Raw genomic sequence first — 22,058 nt, 5'->3', positions numbered from 1 at the left:
CCTTAAACCGCTGACAATAGTTTCAGGGCGAGGCGGCTTGTTCCGCTATGCTGTGGCTGAGCTGGGCTTTACGCCGGGAAGTCGGTGCCAAGTGAGGTTTCTCGCCACGCTTCAATCTGCGCCAGCCGCTCACGGAGTTTATTAGTGACCGCCTCAAAGCCAAACGCTCCCATCACCAGATGGCGCGGCGGATGAGCATTTTCAGTAATCGCCATCATTACGGCGGCGGCGCGCGCCGGATCGCCCGGCTGTTGGCCACTGTAGCCTGCGGTATTTTTCATGCGCGCACCAGCGGTTTCCGCATAATCATCGATACGGTTTTCTGTCTGATGCAATGAGCGCCCCGCCCAGTCGGTGCGGAATGGCCCCGGCTCAACGCAGGTAACCTTGATGCCCAGCGGCTCACCCTCAACCGCCAGCGCATCGGACCAGCCTTCTACCGCATGCTTGCTGGCGGCATAGTAGCCGGAGCCAGGAAAACCAATCAGGCCCGCCACCGAGGTAATATTAATAATATGCCCGCGCCGCGCCTTGCGCATAGCCGGGAGCACCGCACGCGTCATGGCGAACAGACCAAAAACGTTAGCATCAAACTGCGCGCGGATCTCTTCTTCAACGCCCTCTTCAACCGATGACTGATAGCCATAACCTGCATTATTTACCAGCACATCAATGGTGCCAAACTTCTCCAGCGTTGCCTTAACCGCACCATCAATATTGGCGCTGTCGGTGACATCAAGCGCCAGCGCCAACGTCTGCTGTTCTTTACCCGGCACCAGGTCCGCAACTTTTTGCACATCGCGGGCGGTAACCACCACGTTAAATCCACGTTCAATCGCCTGCTTCGCCAGCTCACGGCCAAAACCGGTAGAGCAGCCGGTAATAAACCACACCGGGCGCGTTTCAGTTGTCATGCTGTTTTCCTTATGTGCGATCGGGCGAAGCAGGAAACTCCGTTAACTCACGGATATGTTCCTGACAGCCTCGCCCGTTGAAGAGAGGTTAACCTTTGATTTTTCGTAAACATAAGCCAGGAGCGGCGGTTTTACAAACGCCTTGCCACGCCGCTCAGGTTATCTCTTTTTAGTGGGCAACACTTCGTTCAGCAACTGGCTGGCGGTATCGCCAATCACCTGCGCAGCGCCGCGATCGCCCTTTAACATTGAGGTCATAAAGGCTTTCGCCTGTTTAAAGGTAATATGCGGTGGCAGCGGCGCTACTTCCGGATCGGTCTTCACTTCCAGCACTACCGGTCGGTCGCTGCTTAGCGCTTCCTGCCAGGCGGCACTGAGCTTTTCCGGGTCGTCGACAAAAATGCCCTTCAGGCCGAGCATCTCAGCAAAGGCAGCGTAGTGCACATTGGGAATATCCTGGCTGGCCTCAAAGCGTGGATTGCCTTCCATCACCCGCTGCTCCCAGGTCACCTGATTAAGATCCTGGTTATTAAACACGCAGACAATCAGCCGTGCATCGCCCCAGCCCTGCCAGTATTTCTGGATAGTGATAAGCTCCGCCATATTGTTCATTTGCATCGCGCCGTCGCCCACCAGCGCCACCACCGGCTGATGCGGAAAAGCAAACTTGGCGGCAATCGCATACGGCACCGCCGCGCCCATGCAGGCCAGGCCGCCGGAAAGCGTGGCGCGCTGTCCCTGTTTGACCCGATAATCGCGAGCGAACCAGTTGGCACAGGAGCCGGAATCTGAGGTAACAATGGCATCGTCAGGCAGCAGGGGCGACATTTCCCATACCACGCGCTGCGGGTTAACGGGTTTCGCGGGTGCCATTGCCCTCTCTTCCATCACCTGCCACCACTCCTGTACCTGACGGGCGATATTCTCCTGCCAGCTGCGGTCTGCTTTATGTTGCAGCAGCGGCAGCAGCGCACGTAACGTTTCCGCCGCATCGCCATGCAGATTCACCTCGCAGGGATAGCGCAGGCCAAGCATTGAAGGATCGATATCAATCTGTACCGCTCGCGCTTTGCCCTCTTCTGGCAAAAACTCTGTCCACGGAAAGCCGCTGCCGATCATTAATAGCGTGTCGCAGTTTTTCATCATCTCTGAAGAGGGTTTGGTGCCCAACAGGCCGATAGAGCCGGTCACAAACGGCGCGTCATCCGGCAACACATCTTTGCCCAGCAGCGCTTTCGCCACGCCCGCACCCAGCACATTCGCCGCCTGCACCACCTCTACGGCCGCGCCGCGTGCGCCGGAACCAATCAGAATCGCAACTTTTTTACCGGCGTTGAGGATTTCTGCAGCACGTTGCAAATCATCCTCATAAGGCACCACTTTTGGTCGTTGATAGCCTGGGCCGGAATGGGTAAAGCCGTGCGCATGCTGCGGCTCCTGCCACGGCTCGTCCTGTAGGTCTTTCGGCAAAATCAGCACCGCCACGCCGTTTTGCGCTTTCGCAATACGCACGCCACGATCGACCAGATGGCGCACCTGCGCCGGGGCCGCCGCCTCCTGCACAAAATTAGCAACGTCAGAAAACACGCGATCGAGATTCAGCTCCTGTTGATAGTTGGAGCCGCGAGAGGTGGTTTCCGCCTGGCCGGAAATCGCCAGCACCGGCGCGTGGTCCATTTTTGCATCATACAGACCGGTCAGCAGATGCGTGGCGCCCGGGCCGCCGGTAGAGAGGCAAACGCCCAGTTCGCCGGTAAATTTGGCATGGCCTGCAGCCATAAATGCCGCCATCTCTTCATGGCGTACCTGAATAAACTCAATGCCGGCGCCCGCTTTATTTGCTCGCTGAATCGCGCCCAGCACCCCATTAATGCCATCGCCGGGGTAACCGTAAATTCGCGTAACGCCCCATGCCTTCAGGCGCGCTACAAAAAAATCGCTGGTCTTCATTGCCATTGTCTGTTTCTCCCTCTCAGATTACACAGACTTTAAGCATAGCTGACCTGTTCAAAACACAACCGCCGCGTTTAGCCCATCGCCTGACTCATCAAACTCCAGGCCGTCATCCCCTGCGGCTGCCACTCGCTGCCGCGCACCATGCGCAACGGATTATCTACCGGTTGTAAACCAAGGGTTTGTAGCCACGAGCCCAGTCCTGCCTCGCGACGGCTGTCAATACGCACAAAAGCGCCAGCCAGCGGCTGCATCGCTTCAATAATCAGCTGTTGCGCCATTTGCCTGTCAGGTGCGATGACCGGGCCGATCACATAGCCATGCCCGAAACGGCGGGTAACAGCAAAGCCCAGCGGCACCGTTTGCTGACGCAGCAGCGTGATGCTGGCACCGCTCTGGAATAGCTGCTGTAGCAACGGTAGCCGCTGAAAGCCGTTTGCCTGCCAGTCAAGCTGCGCCAGCGCCGGAAGATCGCTCTGCCGCGCCATCTGTACCAGCCCGCTGGCGGGCGGCGGCGTCAACGCTGACGTTTGATACTGAATCACGTCGCCCGAGGCGACAAATCCCATCTGACGATAGAGAGGCGCGCCGGCGGCGGTAGCGTGCAGATGCAGCTGCCAGCCCTCCAGCTGCTGCAACGTATAGTGTAACAGCGCCTTACCGATGCCCTGACCGCGCAGCTGACCTGCGACAATGATCACGCCCAACGAGGCGCGCTCCGCGCCCCAGCGCCAGAACAGCGTGCTGCCGACCACACGCCCCTGCTGTTCCGCTATTACGCCTTCGCCCAGTTGCAGCATTAGTTGCCAGTCGGCAAGACGATGTGGCCACTTAACTTCCTGCGTGAGCGCCACACAGTCGTCCAGATCGTGCGGCGTCATTGCCCGTAACTTAATCATCCTCGCCCCTGCAAAAATAGCGACATTAGCCGCTGCTTTTACGATCTGCAATACACGGGACAAAGAGATTAAATCTGAAAGTCGATCGCTGGCTCCTCTTCCTGAACGCTAAGCGCCTGACGTTTCATCTCCTCCAGCGACAGGTTGGCGCTGCATAACTCAAGAAACTGCCAGACATAATTGCGCTGCAGTTGCCCGCGCTTTAGCGCCAGCCACACGGTGCTGGCCTCGAAGAGATGGCGCGCATCAAGCCGCGTCAGCGCTGATTGCGTATCCAGCTGGCATGCCTGATCGGCAAGGATCCCCACGCCAAGCCCCAGATCAACATAAGTTTTCACGACGTCGGAGTCTTGCGCGCTGAGGATAATGTCCGGTTTCAGCCCCGCAGCCTGAAAGGCGCGATCGACACGCGAGCGTCCGGTAATCCCCTGCCGATAGGTAATCAGGGGATAGCGGCTGAGCGCCGCCAGAGTAAGCTCCTGCTCCTGCTCCAGCTCATGTCCTTTTGGCACCAGCAGCGCATGATGCCAGCTAAACCACGGAAAGGCCGCCAGCGCCGACTGATTAACCAGCTGCTCGCTGGCGATACCGATGTCCGCTTCGCCAGCAGCAACCATCGCTACTATTTCCTGCGGCGATCCCTGATTCAGCTCCAGCCGCACCTGCGGCCAGAGCGCGCGAAAAGCTTTGATCACTTTTGGCAGGCTGTAGCGCGCCTGTGTATGGGTAGTGGCTATGGTCAGGACACCGCTGGTTTCGTTGGTAAAGAGATCCGCCAGCCGTCGTACCCGACTCGCTTCATCGAGAATGCGCTCAGCGATAGCCAGCAGCGCTTTGCCCGGCTCGGTCATGCCCAGCAGCCGTTTGCCGCGACGGATAAAGATATCTACACCCAATTCATCTTCTAAATCGCGTATATGGCGGCTGACGCCAGACTGTGAGGTAAAAAGCGTATTCGCCACCTCCGTCAGGTTAAACTCACAGCGTGCGGCTTCACGGATAATTTTAAGCTGTTGAAAGTTCAAACCGTTTCTCCTTATCTGGCGTTCAATGCTGCCTTAATGTTAAGCAGGCTTATTGATAGCTACAAATAATAAAAAACGGTTTCTTATGCATTTATGAGATAAAGGCGGACGACCAGTAATGATTAACCAGCCTGTCCGTGATCAAAGATGATCTAACCCACCAGCATCAGCTCACGCTCTTCCGCAACGGGCTTGTTCAGCAGCGTCAGCAGGATATTTTTCACCGCCTGAGCGGAAGGCGATAGCGGCAGACGCGAAGAGATATTGAGCGATAGCGGTAGATTAAGCGAAGGTGAATTAATACGCGCCATCCAGCCGTTAGTCGCGCTAACCAGCGCCCGTGCCGCCGACTCCGGCAGCACCGTTGCGCCCATACCGCTGGAAACGGCGGCGCTCAGGGTGGCAAGCGATTCAATTTCACCAATGATACGCGCGCTGAGGCGTCGTAATGAAAAAGCTTCATCGACCCGTTTACGCACCGCGCTGTAATCACGCGGCAAAAAGAGGTTCATCTGCGCTACCTGAGCCAGATCCACCATGCTGCCAGGCGCATTGCAGACCCCTACCAAATAAAGCTCTTCTTTCATCAGCGGCGTGCTGGTAATGCCCGCCAGCGGCGTGCGGTCATATAACACCGCCATATCGAGCTGTCCGTTTATCACTTTTTCATGAAGCGAAGAGCCGCTGTTTTCATGCAGGTAAACCAGGATTTCCGGATACTCTTCACGCACCGTTTGCAGCAGCGGCATGGTTAGCGAAGAAGCAGCGGTGCCCGGCGCAAGACCGATAGAGACCTGACCGTTCAGCGTCTGTCCGGCATTGATCACTGCCATTTGCGCCTGTTCACACTGACGTAAAATGGTTCGCGCATGGGCATACAGAATTTTTCCGGCCTCGGTGGGCGTTACGCCACGTTTGGTACGGATCAACAGCTGTTGGTCCAGTTCATTTTCCAGCGTGGCCACCTGCTGACTCAATGCAGGCTGCGCAATATGCAGCACTTCCGCCGCCTGAGTCAGACTGCCAATATCGACAATTTTTACGAAGTATTTAAGCCGTCTTAAGTTCATGTTGCCTCCGTCGGGGTTACCGAATGTTGTTACCAGCTCAGGCGCGCATCGCGGCTGTAAACCATGCATTGCAATATGCAGGCCAGTTTTCATCGCGGTCAAAATGCGGCATCGCTAACCCACGATAAAATAAGAGAATCTGATTACCCTAAACGAGTTAAAGGGCTAAATTTATGTCGCCAGCCCGGCAGGTTAATGGTCTGTCGCACCAGAAGCGTGCAGCGGCTGCGTTTGTACTGTGCGGGCGATAAGAGAAACTTTTTATAAGCGCTGCGCCGCTACTCTTTCGATCTTCATCACAAAAACCTGCTTTCATACCGGGCGAAACATGAACTCTGTCACTGTTCCCCTTTTCACTTATGGCAAATGTAAAATTTTTGTTATTACCTTAATTCACAAAAAAATCGTAAAAACAGCAGGTTATCCCAAATGAAATTATCACTTCATTAACTTTTATGTGCCCTTTGTAAAAGATAGATAACGTGACGTCATACTATAACCCCTCACCACCAGAGATAAGCGGTAGTACGCCTGCTGTCTCCTTAATTTTTAGAAGGAAAGTATTTTGCTGACTGTGCTGGGTTTTTCGATGGTGATCTGCTTCATGTATCTGATCATGACCAGGCGAATGTCGGCGCTGATTGCGCTGATTATTGTTCCTACTTTTTTTGCGCTGGTAGGCGGTTTCTGGCACGGACTGGGCGAAATGATGCTTAACGGCGTCAAAACGCTGGCCCCCACCGGCGTGATGCTAACTTTTTCCATCCTCTATTTTGGTTTGATGATTGATGCCGGACTATTTGATCCGCTGGTGCGGCTGATTTTAAAAATTGTACGCGGCGATCCATTAAAGGTGCTGGTTGGCACGGCTGTGCTGACGCTGCTGGTTTCGCTGGATGGTGACAGCTCCACAACCTATATGATTGCCGTCGCGGCATTTCTGCCGCTGTATCATCGGTTGGGGATGAATGTGCTGCCGATGCTCTGTTTAATTAATCTGGCCAGCGGCATTATGAACCTGTCGCCCTGGGGCGGTCCAACCGCTCGCGCGGCAGCAGCGCTGCGTATTGATGCGCTGGATATTTTTATTCCCATGATCCCGGCGATGCTGCTGGGCTGTTTTACCCTGGTGGGAATGGCGGTGCTGTTCGGTCTGCGCGAACGTCGGCGGCTGGGCATCATGACGATGGAAAGTCATCATCTGGAAAATATCAGCCTGGGGCTGGGCGATGCAGAGGATTGTGAGGCTAACCGACGCCCTAAAATGTTCTGGCCCAATTTTATCCTTACCACCACGCTGCTGGTGCTGCTGGTCGTGGGACTGATGCCCATTCATATTCTGTTTATGCTGGCATTCGCCATCGGGGTGATGCTTAATTATCCCTCGCTGGAGCAGCAAAAAGAGCGCATCGGTGCGCACGCCGCTAATGTGCTGGCGGTGACCGCGTTGATTTTCGCTGCCGGGGTGTTTACCGGAATTTTGTCCGGTACTGGCATGGTGGACGCTATGGCGAAGAGCCTGCTGGCGGTGATCCCTCACAGCTTTGGCCCTTACCTGGCGGTGTTTACCGCAGTAATCAGCCTGCCTTTTACTTTCTTTATGTCTAACGATGCGTTCTATTTTGGCATTCTGCCGGTGATCGCCCAGACCGCCGCAGGCTACGGTATCAGCACCGAAGAGATCGCGCGCGCTTCGATTGTCGGTCAACCCTTCCATCTGCTCAGCCCGCTGGTGCCATCAATTTATCTGCTGGTTGGGCTGGCGAAGGTGGATATTGGCGACCATCAGCGCTTTTCAATTAAGTGGGGGATTGTGGTAAGTATGGCGCTGTTGGTAGGCGGCGTGGTGTTTGGCGCCTTTCCGCTCTGGCACCGCTGAGCAGGTCTGTAAACCTGCAGCTGGCGCATCGCGCCAGCTATGGCGATAGTCAGAGAAGGATTTAATCGCTATAGCGGAATAAGTCTGAACGGAATATTGCATGGCCGGTGCTTATTTAGTGAAGGCCCGGCCAGGCGATAAAACAGTAAGAAAGCAATTAATGGTGAAGCTGGGCCAGGTCATCCTCGGTTAAACCGGTCGCCTCCCGCACTGACTCACGAGGCATTCCCATTTTTAGCAGGCTGCGGGCAACTTCTAATTTGCCTTCATTTCGGCCCTGCTGTCGACCGAGCTGGATACCCTTCTCAATACCTTTCTCAATACCTTGCTGTTCAAGCTGTTGGGCGATGGTCATAAGTGCGTCCCCGTGTTGCGGCACACGCAGTGCCAGTTCGCGAACAAAAGCTTCGGAGTCGGCAGACTCACCTGCCTGTATTAAATATTGTATCAGCACCATTACCTGCGGTGAAGAAAGATAATCGGCCATCAGTAGCGTGACCAGACGATCTGTCAGGGTGGCAATATCACGCTGATGAATATGCTTCTGCAATAATGTGAGTGCTGCCATGCTGCGATGTTTCATGATTTCATCGTCAGGGATCACAGTGACATCCACCAGCGGAAAAGCACCGCTGTAAAGCTTGCCAGCCAGGTCAGGGTTATCAAATTCATTCAGCCAGCGTGTTGAATAGGGATAAGGGCTGCGTTTGCCAACATAAAAAAGCACCGGTATCACCAGCGGTAGCTTATTATGACCCGCTTCGATATGGCGCTGCATCGCCGCTACGGCGTAACGCAACAGGCGAAACGCCATATGTTTATCCGGCGACGACTGGTGCTCGATCAATACATGAATGTAGCCATCACCTGCGGAGGTTTGCAGGCTATAAAGTACGTCACTGAAATACTGGCGCAGGTCACTTTCTACAAAGGATCCTGACTCCAGCTTCAACGTGCTGAGGTTGCAAATGGCGCGCAACGCAGGCGGAAGATGCAGCTCCATAAAATCACGCGCAATTTCAGGCTGTGACAAAAACTGACGGAAGGTAGCATCATGGGGCGTTGGTGTTCTGTTGTTGTTTTTCATTGACCAATCGTTTTTGTATATTGCTTCTCTTTTATTAATGCAACGCTATTATTTCCTCACCACCATTATCGCTATTCAGGCAGGAAAATAATGAAACGACGTTCATTATTCACCTGCCTGATTTATGCAACGAAAATAATAGCAGCGCAAACTTAATAGGCTTATTGACAATCCACTATAAACGCGATCAATCATCAGTTTATGCGTCATGAAAATCAACTTCATTAAGTCAAAAACTCAAATCAGCTCGCACTATTATTTCGCACAATTACGATGAGCATTACCCTGTTAATAGATTATCTGTAATAAAACGTCTTACCGCTTTTTGCGATTACGGTGCATATCGATAGAGACCGCAGCAACAATAATGATGCCTTTAATAATATCCTGTATATAGGCATCCACGCCTACAAAGGTAAATCCGCTTTTAATCAGCCCGAGAATGACCGCGCCGATCAGCGTGCCGGTAATGCGACCCACACCGCCCATCAGGCTGCTGCCGCCAATTACCGCCGCCGCGATAGCATCCAGTTCATAAGACATGCCCATGCTCGACTGCCCGGTACTGACGCGTGCCGCCAGCACAACGCCCGCCAGTCCGGCCAGCCCGCCGGCAATGGTATACACGATCACCAGATACTTATTAACGTTAATTCCGGAAACGCGCGCCGAGGTCATATTGCCGCCGATAGCGTAAACATATTTGCCGTAGCGCGTATGTTTCAGCGCAATGTGAAATATCACCGCCACCGCCAGAAAGATCACGACCGGCATCGCGCCCTGACCGATGGCGGTAAAACCATCAGACAGAAAGCTGATAGGGTTGCCCTGCGTGTAATACTGCGCCAGCCCACGGGCGGATACCATCATGCCCAGCGTGGCGATAAAAGGCGGAATACCGGTGCGGGTTATCAGTACACCGTTAATCAAACCGCACAGGATACCCACCCCAATCCCGGCAACAATCGGCACCACGGCAGGCAGGTCAACCAGCGAAGGAAACATCGGCGACAGACTGTCCGAGGTTTGCGCCAGGCTGGCCGCCACCACCGCCGTTAACGCTATCAGCGAACCGGAAGAGAGATCGATGCCGGTGGTGATGATCACCTGCGTTACGCCAACGGCAATAATGCCGATAATCGCCACCTGCAGTACAATCAGCACCAGACGATTGGTGTTCAACAAAAAAGATTGATCGCGCACATACCAGCCTGCCACTTCAAAAATCAATGCGATGCCGAGCATCACAATAAAAATGCCGGTATCTTTTGGCAGCTTGCCCTGCAGCTGGCTTAACAGCGGCTGACGCGATGCGCGCGGTTGTTGAGTACTCATTTTCACGTTGCTCATAATCTTCCTCTCGCTTCACTCGGATGCCAGCGACATAATGGTTTCCTGATCGGCCTCTTCTTTATCGAGGATGCCGGTTATCCGCCCTTCGTGCATCACCATCACCCGGTCGCTCATGCCCAGGATCTCCGGCAGCTCTGACGACACCATAATCACCGCCACGCCACGGTTGGCCAGCTCACTGATCAATCGATAGATCTCTGCTTTCGCGCCAACATCAATGCCGCGCGTCGGCTCATCCAGAATCAGGATTTTCGGCTGCGCCAGCAGCCAGCGTGCAATCAACACTTTCTGCTGATTGCCGCCGCTGAGGTTATTGATGATCTGATCCATGGTGGGAGTTTTAATATTGAGCCGCCGGATCTGCTCCATACAATCCTGCGCCATTTGCACATGGCTGACGAAGCCGCCTTTGCTGCTGTATTCCGGCATATTTACGATGCTCATATTCTCCAGCACCGACAACACCAGAAACAGACCGGATTTTTTACGATCCTCAGTCAGAAACGCCATGCCCTTCTCGATCGCCGTTGAGGGCGAGTCGATGGTGACCGGCACGCCGTCAATCAGTACTTCCCCGCTGTCGGCAGATGCCATGCCAAACAGAGTTTCCATTACTTCGCTGCGTCCGGCACCCACCAGCCCGGCAACGCCAAGGATTTCACCATGCCGTATGCTAAAGCTGACATCCTCAAACGCATCCTGGCGCGACAGATGACGCACCGTTAGCACCTCTTCGCCGATGGCGTTGTTGAATTTAGGGAACAGCTGCGTCAGTTCGCGGCCCACCATCTGGGTGATCAATGACTGGCGGGTATAGCTGTCGGTCCGTTCGCTGCCTACCCAGCTGCCGTCGCGAAATACGCTGACCTCATCGGTGATGGCAAAGATTTCATCCATTTTATGGCTGATATAAACAATTGCTTTTCCCTGCGCCCGCAGATCGCGAATGATTGTAAACAAATGCGCGACTTCACCTTCAGTCAACGCCGAGGTTGGCTCATCCATAATCACAATATCGGCGTTCCACGAGACCGCTTTGGCAATTTCCACGATCTGCTGGCTGGCAATGCTTAACTCTCCCACCATGCGACCCGCCGGCAGGCGAATATTAAGCTTGCTGAGTAGCTCTGCGGTTTGCTGATTCAGCTGGCGATGATCCACCAGGCCAAACTTTACCGGCTCACGTCCCAGCCAGATATTTTCGGCTACCGTCATCCATGGCACCAGATTAAGCTCCTGATGAATCATTGAGATACCGGAACGCAGCGCATCCAGCGTGTCCTGAAACTGCACCGGCTCGCCTTTGATACGGATTACCCCCTGGTCGGGACGATAGATCCCAATCAGGCATTTCATCAGCGTGGATTTCCCCGCGCCGTTTTCTCCCATCAGCGCATGTACCGTGCCGGGCCTGACGCGCAGCGAGACGTTATCCAGCGCTTTCACCCCTGGAAAAAATTTACTGATGCCTTCAGCTTCCAGCGCATAAGCCGTCATGTTTTACCTCCGTACGACAGGTCGTCTGCCAGCAGCCCGCATAACGGGCGGCAGGAGAACGGAAAGAATTATTTTTGGTTACGGCTGACAAACTGTTGATAATTCTCTTTGGTAATCAGCTGATAGGGAATCATCACGCTTTTCTGAACTGTTTCGCCATTCACCAGCTTGATAGCCGTCTGAACGGCACCTTCGCCCTGCCCCTTGGCATCCTGGAAAACGGTGGCGACCATCCTGCCGTTTTTGATCTGCTGTAGCGCATCAGGCGTACCGTCCACGCCGGCAATCAGCACCTTGCTACTTTTCCCCAACGCCATCAGTGCACCGATAGCCATTTCGTCATTATTGGATGCGATAGCGTCAATTTGATCGCCTGCGGTCATCCAGTTGCTGACCACATCCACCGCCTCATTACGCATAAATTTGGCAGTTTGCTTCTGAACGATTTTGATCTGCGGATATTTAGCCACAACCGCCTCAACGCCTTTGGTACGGTCGCGGGTGGCTTCGTTGGCCAGATCGCCCATTAAAATAGCGACGTTGCCTTTTTGATTTATCGCTTTTGCTAGTGCTTCCATTTGCAGGCGGCCCGCCAGTTCAGAATCCGATCCCACATAGGCCATTTTGTCAGTCAGCTCCGCCTGAGGACGCCTGTTAACAAAGATCAGCGGAATGCCTGCTTTGCTGGCCTGATCCATAATCGGTTTTACTGCGTTGGTATCCACCGGATTCACAATAATTGCGTCAACGCCCTGACCAATAAAGTTCTGCACCTGTTGCAGCTGCTGCGCCACGTCACCTTTGGCATCTTCCATCTGGCCTTGCACCTGATTTTTATCCATCTCTTTCTGCATGGCGGTACGCAAAATAGTCAGAAAATTGTCATCAAACAGCGCCATTGATATGCCCAGCTGAATATCTTTCGCCAGCACTGCCGCAGGCAGCAAGCAGGCAATAACAGAAGCAACAATCGCTTTTTTCATCTTCATAGTTCACCCTTTGAATCGTTAAGTTGCGCTGGCGGGCCGTTACCTCGAATGAAAAATATTTTTTACATTCACACAACATCACCAGGGTTTAAAGCTACGGAAAGAGATAAAACCTTATAACTGTCGCGCTTTTTCTGTTTACACCTCACCTTTTCAACCTGCTGATTTTTATCTTAATGCGTGTAAAAAAGCCGTTTATAAAGCCCTGGTAACAACGCTCACGCATTGAAACAGTTCGTTTGTTTCATAATAACTTTTATTGAAATTTTCATAATGAAAGCATCGAAACGCCCGTTTTAAAATTACCAAATAACAAAAATTTGACATGCCTCTAACAACAGCCGGGAAAAGCGTTTAAATTGAGATCTACCCGGCAGATTAGAAAAGCAGCAAATGGCAGCTTATTGCTGATTTTGCCAGCAAACGCACGGGGAAAGGCGGGAGAGGCTTTGACATTCAGATGGGTGCCAGGTAATATTCGCCTCGTTCACACGATTCCTCTGTAGTTCAGTCGGTAGAACGGCGGACTGTTAATCCGTATGTCACTGGTTCGAGTCCAGTCAGAGGAGCCATATTTAGAGAAGCCCGCTCAGGGAAACCTGAGCGGGCTTTTTGCATTCTGCGCTTGCTTTCTTACTGAAGCGGATACTTGTTATCCCTGTTTAGCCGCCATCATTCACCAACTTTTCGCCATCGGCAGAGGGGGTTCTCTGTTCATTTACTCATCGCAACCTTGTCAGTGCTACTTCGCCAACAGTCGGTTAACTTTAATAATAGAACGGGTCAGCGTGCTGCCATGATGCGGATCGCCAAAATGAAACAGCGCCGTGGCGCGTCGAAAGGCAGGATCGCACGGGCCATTAGCGTGAAAGGTGCGATAACCGTGAAAGAAGTAGATATTGCCCGGCTTTAAGTAGAGCGTCATGGGTTTGACCAGCCGGTGCTTGATCGCTTTCATTAACAGATAACGCGATAATCTGTTTTGCATCAGGCTCTTTTCCAGCACGTTGAATATTACGCTGGAGCGAAAAGGCCGCAGGTTAGGAAACAAAAGCAAATCCCCGCGCGCCTTCCCTTCCTGCGGGATTTCAATCGGCAGCAGTGCGGTAATGACGCTGGCATCATAATGAAAAGAGTTGGATTTCTTTTTACCGCTTTCTCCCTGTACACAGCGCAGTACGGCCAGAATATTTTGATCGGCTAACCGGCGCGCCAGCGACTTTTCCGCCATCCGCTGCATAAGTTGTCGAAAGTCAGCGTCTTCACTAAGCCGGGCCAGCGGCGTGTGATCAATTTTTTCCACATCGCCGAAAATCGCATGATATCCCTTTCCCGCCTCTGCGCTTACCTCGTCAATCCAGGCACGAAATTTTGCAAGCCCTTCATCGGTGACCACATTTTCCAGTACGGCATAACCCTGATTTTCAATGTTTTCTAATAAGCGTGGAACGTTATTCGGATCGATATTGGTAACAAAAGACATAGCACCCTACCTGTTATACTATTTTTGGTATAGAGCGTTCAGCGCTCTTTTTTAATACCCTGGTTTAACCGGCTTAATCATAGGAGCTCTGCTGAATAAAGAAATAGACTCGCGTCCAAAATAAGAATTATTAACATTAGGGGTCTGATTTTAACTGGCATCTTGTGGTTCATATGCTTTGCAAAAAGCTGATTTAAGCCATTGAATAAAAAAACAGGCTGCTGCTTTAAAAGTTTTACTGGCTTTTTATTGAGACCAATAATAAGTGAGTCACATCTGGCATGAGTTAAATAATCAGCGCTGCATCGGCGACGGTTTCAGGCAGATAAAAATGGCTTTCGTGGCGGAAGTTTTCCAGCCTGGGCGCTGGCGTTGTGTTTAACGGATCAACACGTTACCCTGCCAGCGGCTTAATTAACGGGAATTGCCCCAATATGGTTGAACAGGCAAAACGCAAAAACGATCCTGAAGGACTGAAAAAACGTATTCTTGAAGGCGCGCTAAAAGCCTTTGCCGAATATGGCATGCAGGGCGCGCGCCTGGAGCAGATTGCAGATAACGCGCAAACCACCAAACGTATGGTGGTCTACCATTTCAACAATAAAGAAAACCTCTATCTTGCAGTGCTGGAGCAGGTTTATCAGCAGATCCGCGAACATGAAACCGGCCTGAATTTACGCGAACTGCCGCCGGAAGAGGCGATTATCCGGTTAGTAGAGGAAAGCTTTGATTATCACGCTACGCATGCTGATTTCATGCGTCTGGTCTGTAGTGAAAACCTGCTGCGAGGCCGTTATATCAGCCAGTCGCCGCGCATCAAAGCGCTTAACCGTAGCGCGCTGGATTTGCTGGAGGATATTTTGACGCGTGGACAGCAGGCAGGCCTGTTTCATCGTGACGTGAATACCATTGATGTACACCGGCTGATCAGCAGCATATGCGTTCATCATGTCTCAAACCGCTATACCTTTAATGCGCTGTTCACTCCCGATAACAGTGAAGCGGAAAGTATTAAACGCAATCGACAACTGGCCGTCACCGCCACGCTGCGCTATTTACGCCGCTGTGATGCGCCGGCTTAATGCCGTTTTTTGAGAAAACAGCAGGCTGGTCTCTGTCGCCAGCCTGCTTAACAAGTTAAATAGTCAGCGTTATATCAGAGCAGATCGCGCCATGACATTATCAGTGCCGCCGGTAATGGATCGGCGCGCACCCCTGGCGATGGCTGCCAGCTATCCCAGGCGCGAAAAGCCGAGAAATCCAGCCCGGTCAGGCTTTCCAGCCCCCTCACCGTAATCCGAAACTCATCAACCTGTGGCACCTTATCCTGCTGCGCGGTGGCAATGACTCGCCGTGGCTCATCCAGCAGATTCGCCTGGCTAACCAGTAGCGCCGTGGCCTGCGGCTCTCCTTCATTACCGATGCGTAATACCACTTTCCAGTACATCAGCGGCACCTTCGCCTCACCATATTGTCGCCACTGATCGTCAAGGACCGGGCCGGTGAGCACTGTAATCTGCTTTTTACTCTGCAGTACGCCATATTCCAGAATATAACGCTCTACGCCCTGCCAGTACTGCAGGCTCTGATTAAAACGAAAATGCTGCGGTGAACAGTTAGTAAAATGAAAGGTATCTTTATTGGCGCGGATCGCCTCCTGCGGCGTTCCCCAGGTTGGATCGCTGCGACGGGTCAGATGGCCGCGATCGAACCAGCGGCTGAATTCGCGATAAAAAGACTGAACCAAATAATAGCGGCTGTCGATGCGGCTATCCTCATACCAGCTGTCGCCTTCTGCCAGCAGCGAGGGCTGACCACTGTCGCGATTGATGTTGATATAGCGCGCGCCATCAATATTGGTGGCGGTAAGAAAAGCGATGCGTCGCTCGGCACAGAGGGCCAGCGAAAAGTTCTGGTAATCCAGAATCGCCTCGGTGCCGGTCGCGCCGGATCGCAGCGGGGCGATTTCCGCCGCTCTTGGCGTCAGGATCTGTGCCAGCGGCACCGCGTGATCGGTTAAAAAATCTGCCTGATAGCCGTTACGGTTAGCATAATTCGCATCTGGCGCGGCGCGTGCCAGTTCTGTGAGCGTCAGCGCGCGTTCGCCGCGTAGTGCTGCAATCAACCGCTGACGCGCTAAGGGTTCCAGCTTTACCGCCTCTGCTTTTAACCAGTCCACCAGGGCGCTGACACGAATGCCCTCATTAATCAGGGTGCCGCTTTCGTCCTGTGCCGCACCGTGATGAAGCGCCACCAACTCCCAGCTATCGTTAAAAACCGGCGCGCCGGAAGAGCCTTCTTCAGTATCCGCCGTGTAATGCAGGACATTTGCCGCCGCGCTGCCCTCTTCCCCACGCGCCAGCAAATAGTTATCACGTAGCGCCACCTGCTGCGCCGCGCCTGCAGGATGCTGAAGGATATTTACCGCCATGCCCAGCCGGTGTTTATCGGGTCGATCGCTAAGCATTATCTGGCCAGGCAGCGCCGCATCGGCATCGCCCGTGCGCTGTTCACCCAGCGCAACCAGCGTACAATCGAGCTCATCCTCCGGGCTGGTTAGCCAGAAACTATCGGCATCCAGCGAGTAAATAGCGGTTGCAGCGCTGTTATCCTGCTCATTCAGCCAGTAGCCGAACTCCACGCTATAGCCAGCGGCGCGCTGGCGATCCGGTAATACGTGAAAGCAGGTAACAAACAGTCCGGCCCCCGTGAGAAAACCGGTGCCTTTCGGGACGCCATCTTCCCGTACCAGCGCCACTGCTTTGGCCCGTTCAGCACCCTGCAGTAAAAAGCCGGTGGGTAAAAAATCCGCTTCCGGGCCGATGATTGCCGTCCTCTCCAGCATGCGCTGGAAAGCATAACGCTGCGCGCGTCGGCTATCCGGCTCAGCCAGCTCAAGTTTGCCTTCGGCTATGGCCTTCACGCTCTGTTTGCGCTGGGCCGTGGTCAATGTCAGCCGCTGCCGTACCAGATATTCTGTCTGCCTCATGGTTTCTCCTTTCGCCTTGCTGTTAAACCGCCTCCATAACCATAGTCACCTTTACGCACATCGGCACGGCGCTTAACAGAGCAGGATAACCTCGCATTGCTGTTTTCTTCAGCATTCAATCGCTTTTTGCGAATCAGGCTTTGACAAGCGCTAACGCCCTCGATATTATGCGCCCCGTTCACACGATTCCTCTGTAGTTCAGTCGGTAGAACGGCGGACTGTTAATCCGTATGTCACTGGTTCGAGTCCAGTCAGAGGAGCCAAATTCAGAAAAAGCAGACGCCAGGCGTCTGCTCTTTTGCTTTCCAGCTCCGAATACTTTTCACTCCCTTTCCTGCCTCGAAACAACTTACATCGTTCTGTACATTTTCCACTTATCTCAATACATCCCTGTACCTACGCCATAAAGCTATGCCGCCATAAAGTGACTGTTATAAGGCTTTTTTCGTGCCAGAGGTGATTTTTTGGTCATACATGCTGACCGGAAGCCACAAAATGATCTATTAGCAAAATTTCTGATGTTTAATTTTAGTTAAGTCAAAAAAACCTCCACAAAAGGAAAATGCAATTATAAATTTAAAAACTTGATTTATCTTCATGGCGGGATTTAAATCTTAAAAAAGCATCTCAAGTGCTGAAAGGCAGCATAAAATAGCGCTCAGGCGTTAAGTGTGTGCTAAAAGGCTCATTCGTTATAAAGCACTTGTCGTTAAATCCTTTCATAGACGGGTCAAGAACTTCCCATTGCGGCCGTTTTTTTTAATAATAATCTATAACCAATATTAATAATTTTTCCGCACTCCAACAAAAAATCTATTTTTATTATAAAAAACAGATTTAATATTCCTTTTTTACTTATTAGAGCCGTAGATGTAAGGCAGGTTATATTACTTTGTAAATAAAATAACCATCCTCTGTAATGAGGATTTACTTTTATCATCAATTTGACATGGCACTGTAAAAATAATTAATCTACGGCTCCTTGAAAGACCTATCAGATAATTCTTAGCGTTATAGCAACGTTATATTTATTGGTAAAAAAGCATGAACCTTAACGCAATGTTAAAGGGATTCAGATTATGGCGTGCAGGCAACGTCATATGCCAGGGAAGCGTTTCACTATTGTTAATGATGCTTGTTAGCGGCCAGGCACAGGCATCGTTAATACTTGATCAGAATCGAGTAGTGCTGAGCGCTAATGAAGGCGGAATGGGGGTAGTAAAAGTAGATAACCCTACAGACCGTGATTATCTCATACAAAGCTGGATTACCACTGATAATAACGGTGTGCAGGAAGCGCTATTTGTACAGCCGCCGCTGGTAAAATCAAAGCACATCAGAAAGTTGCCTTGCATATAGAGGCTATCGATTCTTCTCTTGCTGAACAACCACAGGAGCAACTTTATCGGCTCAATGTTAAAGAGATCCCTAAAGTTGAAGAGAAAAGCGGCTCGCAGCTGATATTAGTGATGCTGACAAAGGTTAAAATATTATATCGCCCTGCTGCGGTATCGCCTGAGATGGGCAATCAATATAAAAAGTTGACGTGGAAAAAAGCCGCAGGAAAATTACAGGTTTATAATCCAACGCCCTATTATGTAACCTTTAGCAAAGTCTGGGAAGGAAACGACACGGCGCATGCGCTGGATGCCGACATGGTTTCGCCCCACTCAACAATGTTAATAAAAGGCTATCACGGCGCTTCTGATATTAATTACCGTATTATTAATGATTATGGTGATATCAGTATGCCGGTACATGTCAAATTATAATTTCTCCTGACATCCAGATATTTAACGTTTTCGATTGGTGTCGAAGATGTTGTTTACTACTTGTTGGTTAATATTAAAAAAGGAAAGAAAAGTGAATAAATTAAAAACAGTTTCTTTGGGCTTATTAATGGTGACCTCTTCTGCCGCTTTTGCGGAAGGTGAAGGCAGCGTGGTACATTTTAACGGTCATGTTAATGAACCAACCTGTGCCATTGTTCCTGCCGATCAGAATATTACGCTGGAAACTGTTGGTGCCAGTGCCTTTGACAAGGTAGCCATTGGCGATAGCATTGAAAATGGCTCCCGTGATTTTGAAATTCATGTTAATTGTGAAGATCAAAATTTAGGTAACCATATAAAACTGGTTATGAAGGCATCTGCTGATGAAAATCAACCCAAGGCATTAAGAAATGCCAGCAATAATACCAGCGGTGTTGGCCTGGAAGTTTTTTACAATAATGAAGTCCTGGCGCCTAATCAAGAACTGGATGGCAGCCGCATTAATAACCTTAATAAAGGCGATGACAATATTAATATGAAAGTGCGCTATGCGCGCCTTAGCAACAATATCACCGGCGGTGACGTAAGTGCCGACGTTACTTTCGTAACGGAATATCGTTAATTCTCGTTATCATCCTGCTAAAAATCAGCCATGGCTCAGGCCATGGCTGTTCTCTCTGGCTTAAAGTTATGAGCGCCGTAAATAAACCTGCTACAACGCTACTATTTGTTGTTTGTCTGGGCTGCATGGGCGCAGCATCATTGAAGGCCGAAGAGAAGTTCGATTTATCACTGCTGGAGAATCAAACACAGGTCAATCGACAAGATGCGGAAATATTTAACGGCGACAGCGATATCCTGCCCGGGAAGTACTCTTTTAAAATTTTAATTAACGATCAGGAAGTGGCAGAGCAGGATGTTGTGTTTCGTCTCTATCATGGTCGTAGCGAGCCGCTGTTCGCCTGTCGTGATTTACAGGAATGGGGCGTTCACATTGACCGCTGCCCTCAGGCAGAAAACTTTCTTTCCGCCTGGGTACATGATGCCAAATTTGATATTGATCTGAGCGAAAACAGGCTGATGTTAACGCTGCCTCAACAGGCCTGGAGCAAACCGAACCTGTATGATATCGCGCCTGGCTGGCGGTGGGATAACGGTATAAACGCCGCTTTTGTCAATTACGACCTTTCCGCACAGCGTTATCAAAGCAGCAGCGTCAGCAACGATTTTTACGGCAACCTGAGCAGCGGCGTTAATCTTTTTGGCTTTCACCTGCGCAATGATGGCTATTTTTCTGCGCCTGAGATGGCGCATGCACGTTATCAAAGCAGCAGTAGCTGGCTGGCTTATGATATTGACCGTCTGCGTAGTACGCTAACCGTTGGCGACTTTTATACCAGTGGCAGCCTGTTTCAGGGAACCACGCTGCGTGGCGTCTCGCTGATGACCAATATGGCGATGTTTTCAAACACCGAACGCAGCTATGTACCTGCCATCATAGGTTCCGTTAGTTCGAACGCCACGGTTATTGTTAAACAGAACGGCTATGTGATCGCCACCCGGCAAATTCCCCCCGGCGCCTTTAATATCAATGATGTCCCCGTTTCTTCCTCGGCGGGTGATATTGACGTGACGATTATCGAAGCCAGCGGGAAACGGCAGCACTTTACCCAGCCGTTCAATACCAACAGCTTTCAGCTACCGTCACATAGCCTGCGCTATACCTTAAACCTTGGCGAAAGCCGACAGCATAACGCACAGCGCCTGCTGGAAGGCACGTTGTTATATGGGCTGAACAATACCTTTACGCTGTTGAACGGCGTGCAGTATGCCGCTGATTACCGCAATGTTGCTATCGGGATGGGCGCTAACGTACGCTGGCTGGGCGGCGTCAATGTGCTGTTTAATCAAAGTCAAACCACACGCTATCAGCAACAGCGTACCGGTAGACAATTACAGCTGGGCCTGAGCCGTTTTCTGCCGCTGACCGACAGCTATCTTTATGCTTCCGCCACGCACCGCTTTAATCCTTACTATCAGGAGTTTGGCTACTCTCCGCGCGCGGTGAGTACCGGGCTGGCGAGCGGCTATCGCAATAAATATAGCGTGCAGCTCAGCCAGAACATTAAAGGGATGAATCTGGCACTGAATTACAATCAGGAAATTGACTGGCTCGGCAGGCGTTATCGTAACTGGCAGACCAACCTTAATTTCAATATCAGGCATGCTACGCTGCTTACTTCCTGGTCACGCCGCTATTCAGCGGGACATGCTGCTGAAAATTATCTCTCAGTGAATATCAGCCTTCCTCTGGGAAGAGAGCGAAACCACTATCTTGATATGAGTCATAGCAGCGGCAACAGCCATAGCAGCCATCTCTCTTTGACGGGACAGATGGGCGAAGAGAGAAATCTCGCTTACAGCCTGGGCGCGGCTAAAAGCGGATCTGAATATCATTATGATGCCTCGGCCAACTACACTTCCAGCCAGGGGGTAGCCCGTGCCGCATGGTCGCGTGGCCGTTCAACGGAGCAATGGCAGGCGGGCGCACGCGGCTCAGTAGTGCTGCATTCGCATGGCATAACGCTGGGTCAGTACCTGAGTGAAAGTGCTGCGATCGTTCATACACCACATATTGCCGACGTCAGGATAGAAAACGCACAGCATGTCGCGACCGACCGCTGGGGAAATGCAGTGGTGCCGAGCCTGGTGCCCTATTACTACAATGAATTAGCGCCCACGCTGGATAGGCGACACATTCGTACCATTAAGCTTGATGAAGTGGTGCATCGTCTGGTGCCGCGTGAAGGGGCGATTGTGGCGGTGGAACTTAGCGCCTCGCATCAGCAGCAACACTATGCGCGTATTACCCAAACCAGCGGACAGCCACTGCCGTTTGGTGCCATTCTGTATGATGCGGACAATCGTAACCGGGGCGTACTCTCCGCAGGCGGCGTCATCTCAATGGATATTTATCAACTAAAGTGGCCGCTGCATATCAGCCTGGCTGACAAACAGCGCTGCACTATTGACCAACCGGCACAAAAAAGCACAGAGAAGAAAATCTGGCATCTGATCTGCCATCGTTGAAGCTGGCGGCAAAATAAGGCTGGCAGGAGAAAAAATAAAAACGGGCCGCAACGCGGCC

Annotated in this window: 16 protein-coding genes, 2 tRNA genes and 1 pseudogene; 8 read left to right on the top strand and 11 right to left on the bottom strand. The window is 51.7% G+C overall.

Translation table 11 applies throughout. The features are described 5' to 3' along the window. Nucleotides 1-68: 68 nt before the first annotated feature. The 5 genes from ACQE3Y_RS02950 to nac form a co-directional block, all read right to left on the bottom strand. Nucleotides 69-914 (bottom strand): oxidoreductase, encoded by an 846-nt coding sequence (locus ACQE3Y_RS02950; protein WP_426980831.1) that lies wholly within the window; start codon nucleotides 912-914, stop codon nucleotides 69-71. Nucleotides 915-1,073: 159 nt separating this feature from the next. Continuing rightward, nucleotides 1,074-2,870, bottom strand: a complete 1,797-nt coding sequence (locus tag ACQE3Y_RS02945; protein WP_426980830.1) for a thiamine pyrophosphate-requiring protein — start codon at nucleotides 2,868-2,870, stop codon at nucleotides 1,074-1,076. A 71-nt stretch (nucleotides 2,871-2,941) separates the two neighbouring features. Beyond that, nucleotides 2,942-3,766, bottom strand: coding sequence for a GNAT family N-acetyltransferase (locus ACQE3Y_RS02940; protein ID WP_426972094.1), 825 nt, complete (start codon nucleotides 3,764-3,766; stop codon nucleotides 2,942-2,944). 68 nt (nucleotides 3,767-3,834) lie between these two features. After that, on the bottom strand, nucleotides 3,835-4,791 hold the full coding sequence (gene cbl / locus ACQE3Y_RS02935; protein WP_426972093.1) for an HTH-type transcriptional regulator Cbl: 957 nt from the start codon (nucleotides 4,789-4,791) through the stop codon (nucleotides 3,835-3,837). A gap of 152 nt (nucleotides 4,792-4,943) precedes the next feature. Continuing rightward, a complete protein-coding gene (gene nac, locus ACQE3Y_RS02930) occupies nucleotides 4,944-5,861 on the bottom strand; it encodes a nitrogen assimilation transcriptional regulator NAC (protein WP_426972092.1) in 918 nt (305 codons plus the stop codon). Nucleotides 5,862-6,426: 565 nt separating this feature from the next. Here nac and ACQE3Y_RS02925 point away from each other — a divergent pair. After that, nucleotides 6,427-7,740 carry a CitMHS family transporter gene (locus tag ACQE3Y_RS02925; protein WP_426980829.1) on the top strand — a complete coding sequence of 438 codons (1,314 nt, stop codon included), beginning with the start codon at nucleotides 6,427-6,429 and terminating at the stop codon, nucleotides 7,738-7,740. A 157-nt stretch (nucleotides 7,741-7,897) separates the two neighbouring features. On the opposite strand, the gene ACQE3Y_RS02920 is transcribed toward ACQE3Y_RS02925, so the two are convergent. The 4 genes from ACQE3Y_RS02920 to ACQE3Y_RS02905 all read right to left on the bottom strand — a co-directional run bounded on the left by ACQE3Y_RS02920 (nucleotide 7,898) and on the right by ACQE3Y_RS02905 (nucleotide 12,666). Beyond that, complete coding sequence (locus ACQE3Y_RS02920) at nucleotides 7,898-8,827, bottom strand: Rpn family recombination-promoting nuclease/putative transposase (RefSeq protein ID WP_426980828.1); 930 nt, start codon at nucleotides 8,825-8,827, stop codon at nucleotides 7,898-7,900. Between the two features lie 315 nt (nucleotides 8,828-9,142). Next, on the bottom strand, nucleotides 9,143-10,162 hold the full coding sequence (locus ACQE3Y_RS02915) for an ABC transporter permease (protein WP_426980935.1): 1,020 nt from the start codon (nucleotides 10,160-10,162) through the stop codon (nucleotides 9,143-9,145). Nucleotides 10,163-10,192: 30 nt separating this feature from the next. Then, nucleotides 10,193-11,677, bottom strand: a complete 1,485-nt coding sequence (locus tag ACQE3Y_RS02910) for a sugar ABC transporter ATP-binding protein (protein ID WP_426980827.1) — start codon at nucleotides 11,675-11,677, stop codon at nucleotides 10,193-10,195. A gap of 68 nt (nucleotides 11,678-11,745) precedes the next feature. Beyond that, entirely contained in the window at nucleotides 11,746-12,666 is a 921-nt protein-coding gene (locus ACQE3Y_RS02905) for a sugar ABC transporter substrate-binding protein (RefSeq protein WP_426980826.1), read from the bottom strand. A 496-nt stretch (nucleotides 12,667-13,162) separates the two neighbouring features. Between ACQE3Y_RS02905 and ACQE3Y_RS02900 the strand changes: the two genes are divergently transcribed. Further along, nucleotides 13,163-13,238, top strand: a tRNA-Asn gene (locus tag ACQE3Y_RS02900). 170 nt (nucleotides 13,239-13,408) lie between these two features. Here ACQE3Y_RS02900 and ACQE3Y_RS02895 read toward each other — a convergent pair. Continuing rightward, on the bottom strand, nucleotides 13,409-14,149 hold the full coding sequence (locus ACQE3Y_RS02895) for a hypothetical protein (protein ID WP_426980824.1): 741 nt from the start codon (nucleotides 14,147-14,149) through the stop codon (nucleotides 13,409-13,411). A gap of 434 nt (nucleotides 14,150-14,583) precedes the next feature. Between ACQE3Y_RS02895 and ACQE3Y_RS02890 the strand changes: the two genes are divergently transcribed. Next, nucleotides 14,584-15,231, top strand: a complete 648-nt coding sequence (locus tag ACQE3Y_RS02890; RefSeq protein WP_426972085.1) for a TetR family transcriptional regulator — start codon at nucleotides 14,584-14,586, stop codon at nucleotides 15,229-15,231. Nucleotides 15,232-15,305: 74 nt separating this feature from the next. On the opposite strand, the gene ACQE3Y_RS02885 is transcribed toward ACQE3Y_RS02890, so the two are convergent. Continuing rightward, nucleotides 15,306-17,138, bottom strand: coding sequence for a DNA/RNA non-specific endonuclease (locus tag ACQE3Y_RS02885; protein WP_426980823.1), 1,833 nt, complete (start codon nucleotides 17,136-17,138; stop codon nucleotides 15,306-15,308). 187 nt (nucleotides 17,139-17,325) lie between these two features. Between ACQE3Y_RS02885 and ACQE3Y_RS02880 the strand changes: the two genes are divergently transcribed. The 5 genes and pseudogenes from ACQE3Y_RS02880 (at nucleotide 17,326) to ACQE3Y_RS02860 (ending at nucleotide 22,000) form a co-directional block, all read left to right on the top strand. Beyond that, a tRNA-Asn gene (locus tag ACQE3Y_RS02880) sits at nucleotides 17,326-17,401 on the top strand. Nucleotides 17,402-18,182: 781 nt separating this feature from the next. Further along, a pseudogene (locus ACQE3Y_RS02875) lies at nucleotides 18,183-18,589 on the top strand (fimbrial biogenesis chaperone); the annotation flags it as partial. A gap of 18 nt (nucleotides 18,590-18,607) precedes the next feature. Continuing rightward, nucleotides 18,608-18,910 (top strand): fimbrial biogenesis chaperone, encoded by a 303-nt coding sequence (locus tag ACQE3Y_RS02870; RefSeq protein ID WP_426980934.1) that lies wholly within the window; start codon nucleotides 18,608-18,610, stop codon nucleotides 18,908-18,910. Nucleotides 18,911-19,001: 91 nt separating this feature from the next. Next, nucleotides 19,002-19,532: a fimbrial protein gene (locus ACQE3Y_RS02865; RefSeq protein ID WP_426972081.1), complete on the top strand. Its 531-nt coding sequence runs from the start codon at nucleotides 19,002-19,004 to the stop codon at nucleotides 19,530-19,532. Nucleotides 19,533-19,600: 68 nt separating this feature from the next. Continuing rightward, nucleotides 19,601-22,000 carry a fimbria/pilus outer membrane usher protein gene (locus ACQE3Y_RS02860; protein ID WP_426980822.1) on the top strand — a complete coding sequence of 800 codons (2,400 nt, stop codon included), beginning with the start codon at nucleotides 19,601-19,603 and terminating at the stop codon, nucleotides 21,998-22,000. Nucleotides 22,001-22,058 lie beyond the last annotated feature (58 nt).

The sequence above is a fragment of the Pantoea sp. FN0305 genome (genome assembly GCF_050113845.1).
GTDB lineage: Bacteria > Pseudomonadota > Gammaproteobacteria > Enterobacterales > Enterobacteriaceae > Mixta > Mixta alhagi.
The sequence above is the reverse complement of the archived record's forward strand: the minus strand, read 5'-3'. Positions and strand labels throughout refer to the sequence as shown.

Coding starts and splice junctions, on each gene's coding strand:
- ACQE3Y_RS02950 (WP_426980831.1), bottom strand. CDS start 914: ATGACAACTGAAACGCGCCCGGTGTGGTTTATTACCGGCTGCTCTACC.
- ACQE3Y_RS02910 (WP_426980827.1), bottom strand. CDS start 11,677: ATGACGGCTTATGCGCTGGAAGCTGAAGGCATCAGTAAATTTTTTCCA.
- ACQE3Y_RS02915 (WP_426980935.1), bottom strand. CDS start 10,162: ATGAGTACTCAACAACCGCGCGCATCGCGTCAGCCGCTGTTAAGCCAG.
- ACQE3Y_RS02860 (WP_426980822.1), top strand. CDS start 19,601: ATGAGCGCCGTAAATAAACCTGCTACAACGCTACTATTTGTTGTTTGT.
- ACQE3Y_RS02895 (WP_426980824.1), bottom strand. CDS start 14,149: ATGTCTTTTGTTACCAATATCGATCCGAATAACGTTCCACGCTTATTA.
- nac (WP_426972092.1), bottom strand. CDS start 5,861: ATGAACTTAAGACGGCTTAAATACTTCGTAAAAATTGTCGATATTGGC.
- ACQE3Y_RS02890 (WP_426972085.1), top strand. CDS start 14,584: ATGGTTGAACAGGCAAAACGCAAAAACGATCCTGAAGGACTGAAAAAA.
- ACQE3Y_RS02885 (WP_426980823.1), bottom strand. CDS start 17,138: ATGAGGCAGACAGAATATCTGGTACGGCAGCGGCTGACATTGACCACG.
- ACQE3Y_RS02905 (WP_426980826.1), bottom strand. CDS start 12,666: ATGAAGATGAAAAAAGCGATTGTTGCTTCTGTTATTGCCTGCTTGCTG.
- ACQE3Y_RS02940 (WP_426972094.1), bottom strand. CDS start 3,766: ATGATTAAGTTACGGGCAATGACGCCGCACGATCTGGACGACTGTGTG.
- ACQE3Y_RS02945 (WP_426980830.1), bottom strand. CDS start 2,870: ATGGCAATGAAGACCAGCGATTTTTTTGTAGCGCGCCTGAAGGCATGG.
- ACQE3Y_RS02870 (WP_426980934.1), top strand. CDS start 18,608: ATGCTGACAAAGGTTAAAATATTATATCGCCCTGCTGCGGTATCGCCT.
- ACQE3Y_RS02920 (WP_426980828.1), bottom strand. CDS start 8,827: ATGAAAAACAACAACAGAACACCAACGCCCCATGATGCTACCTTCCGT.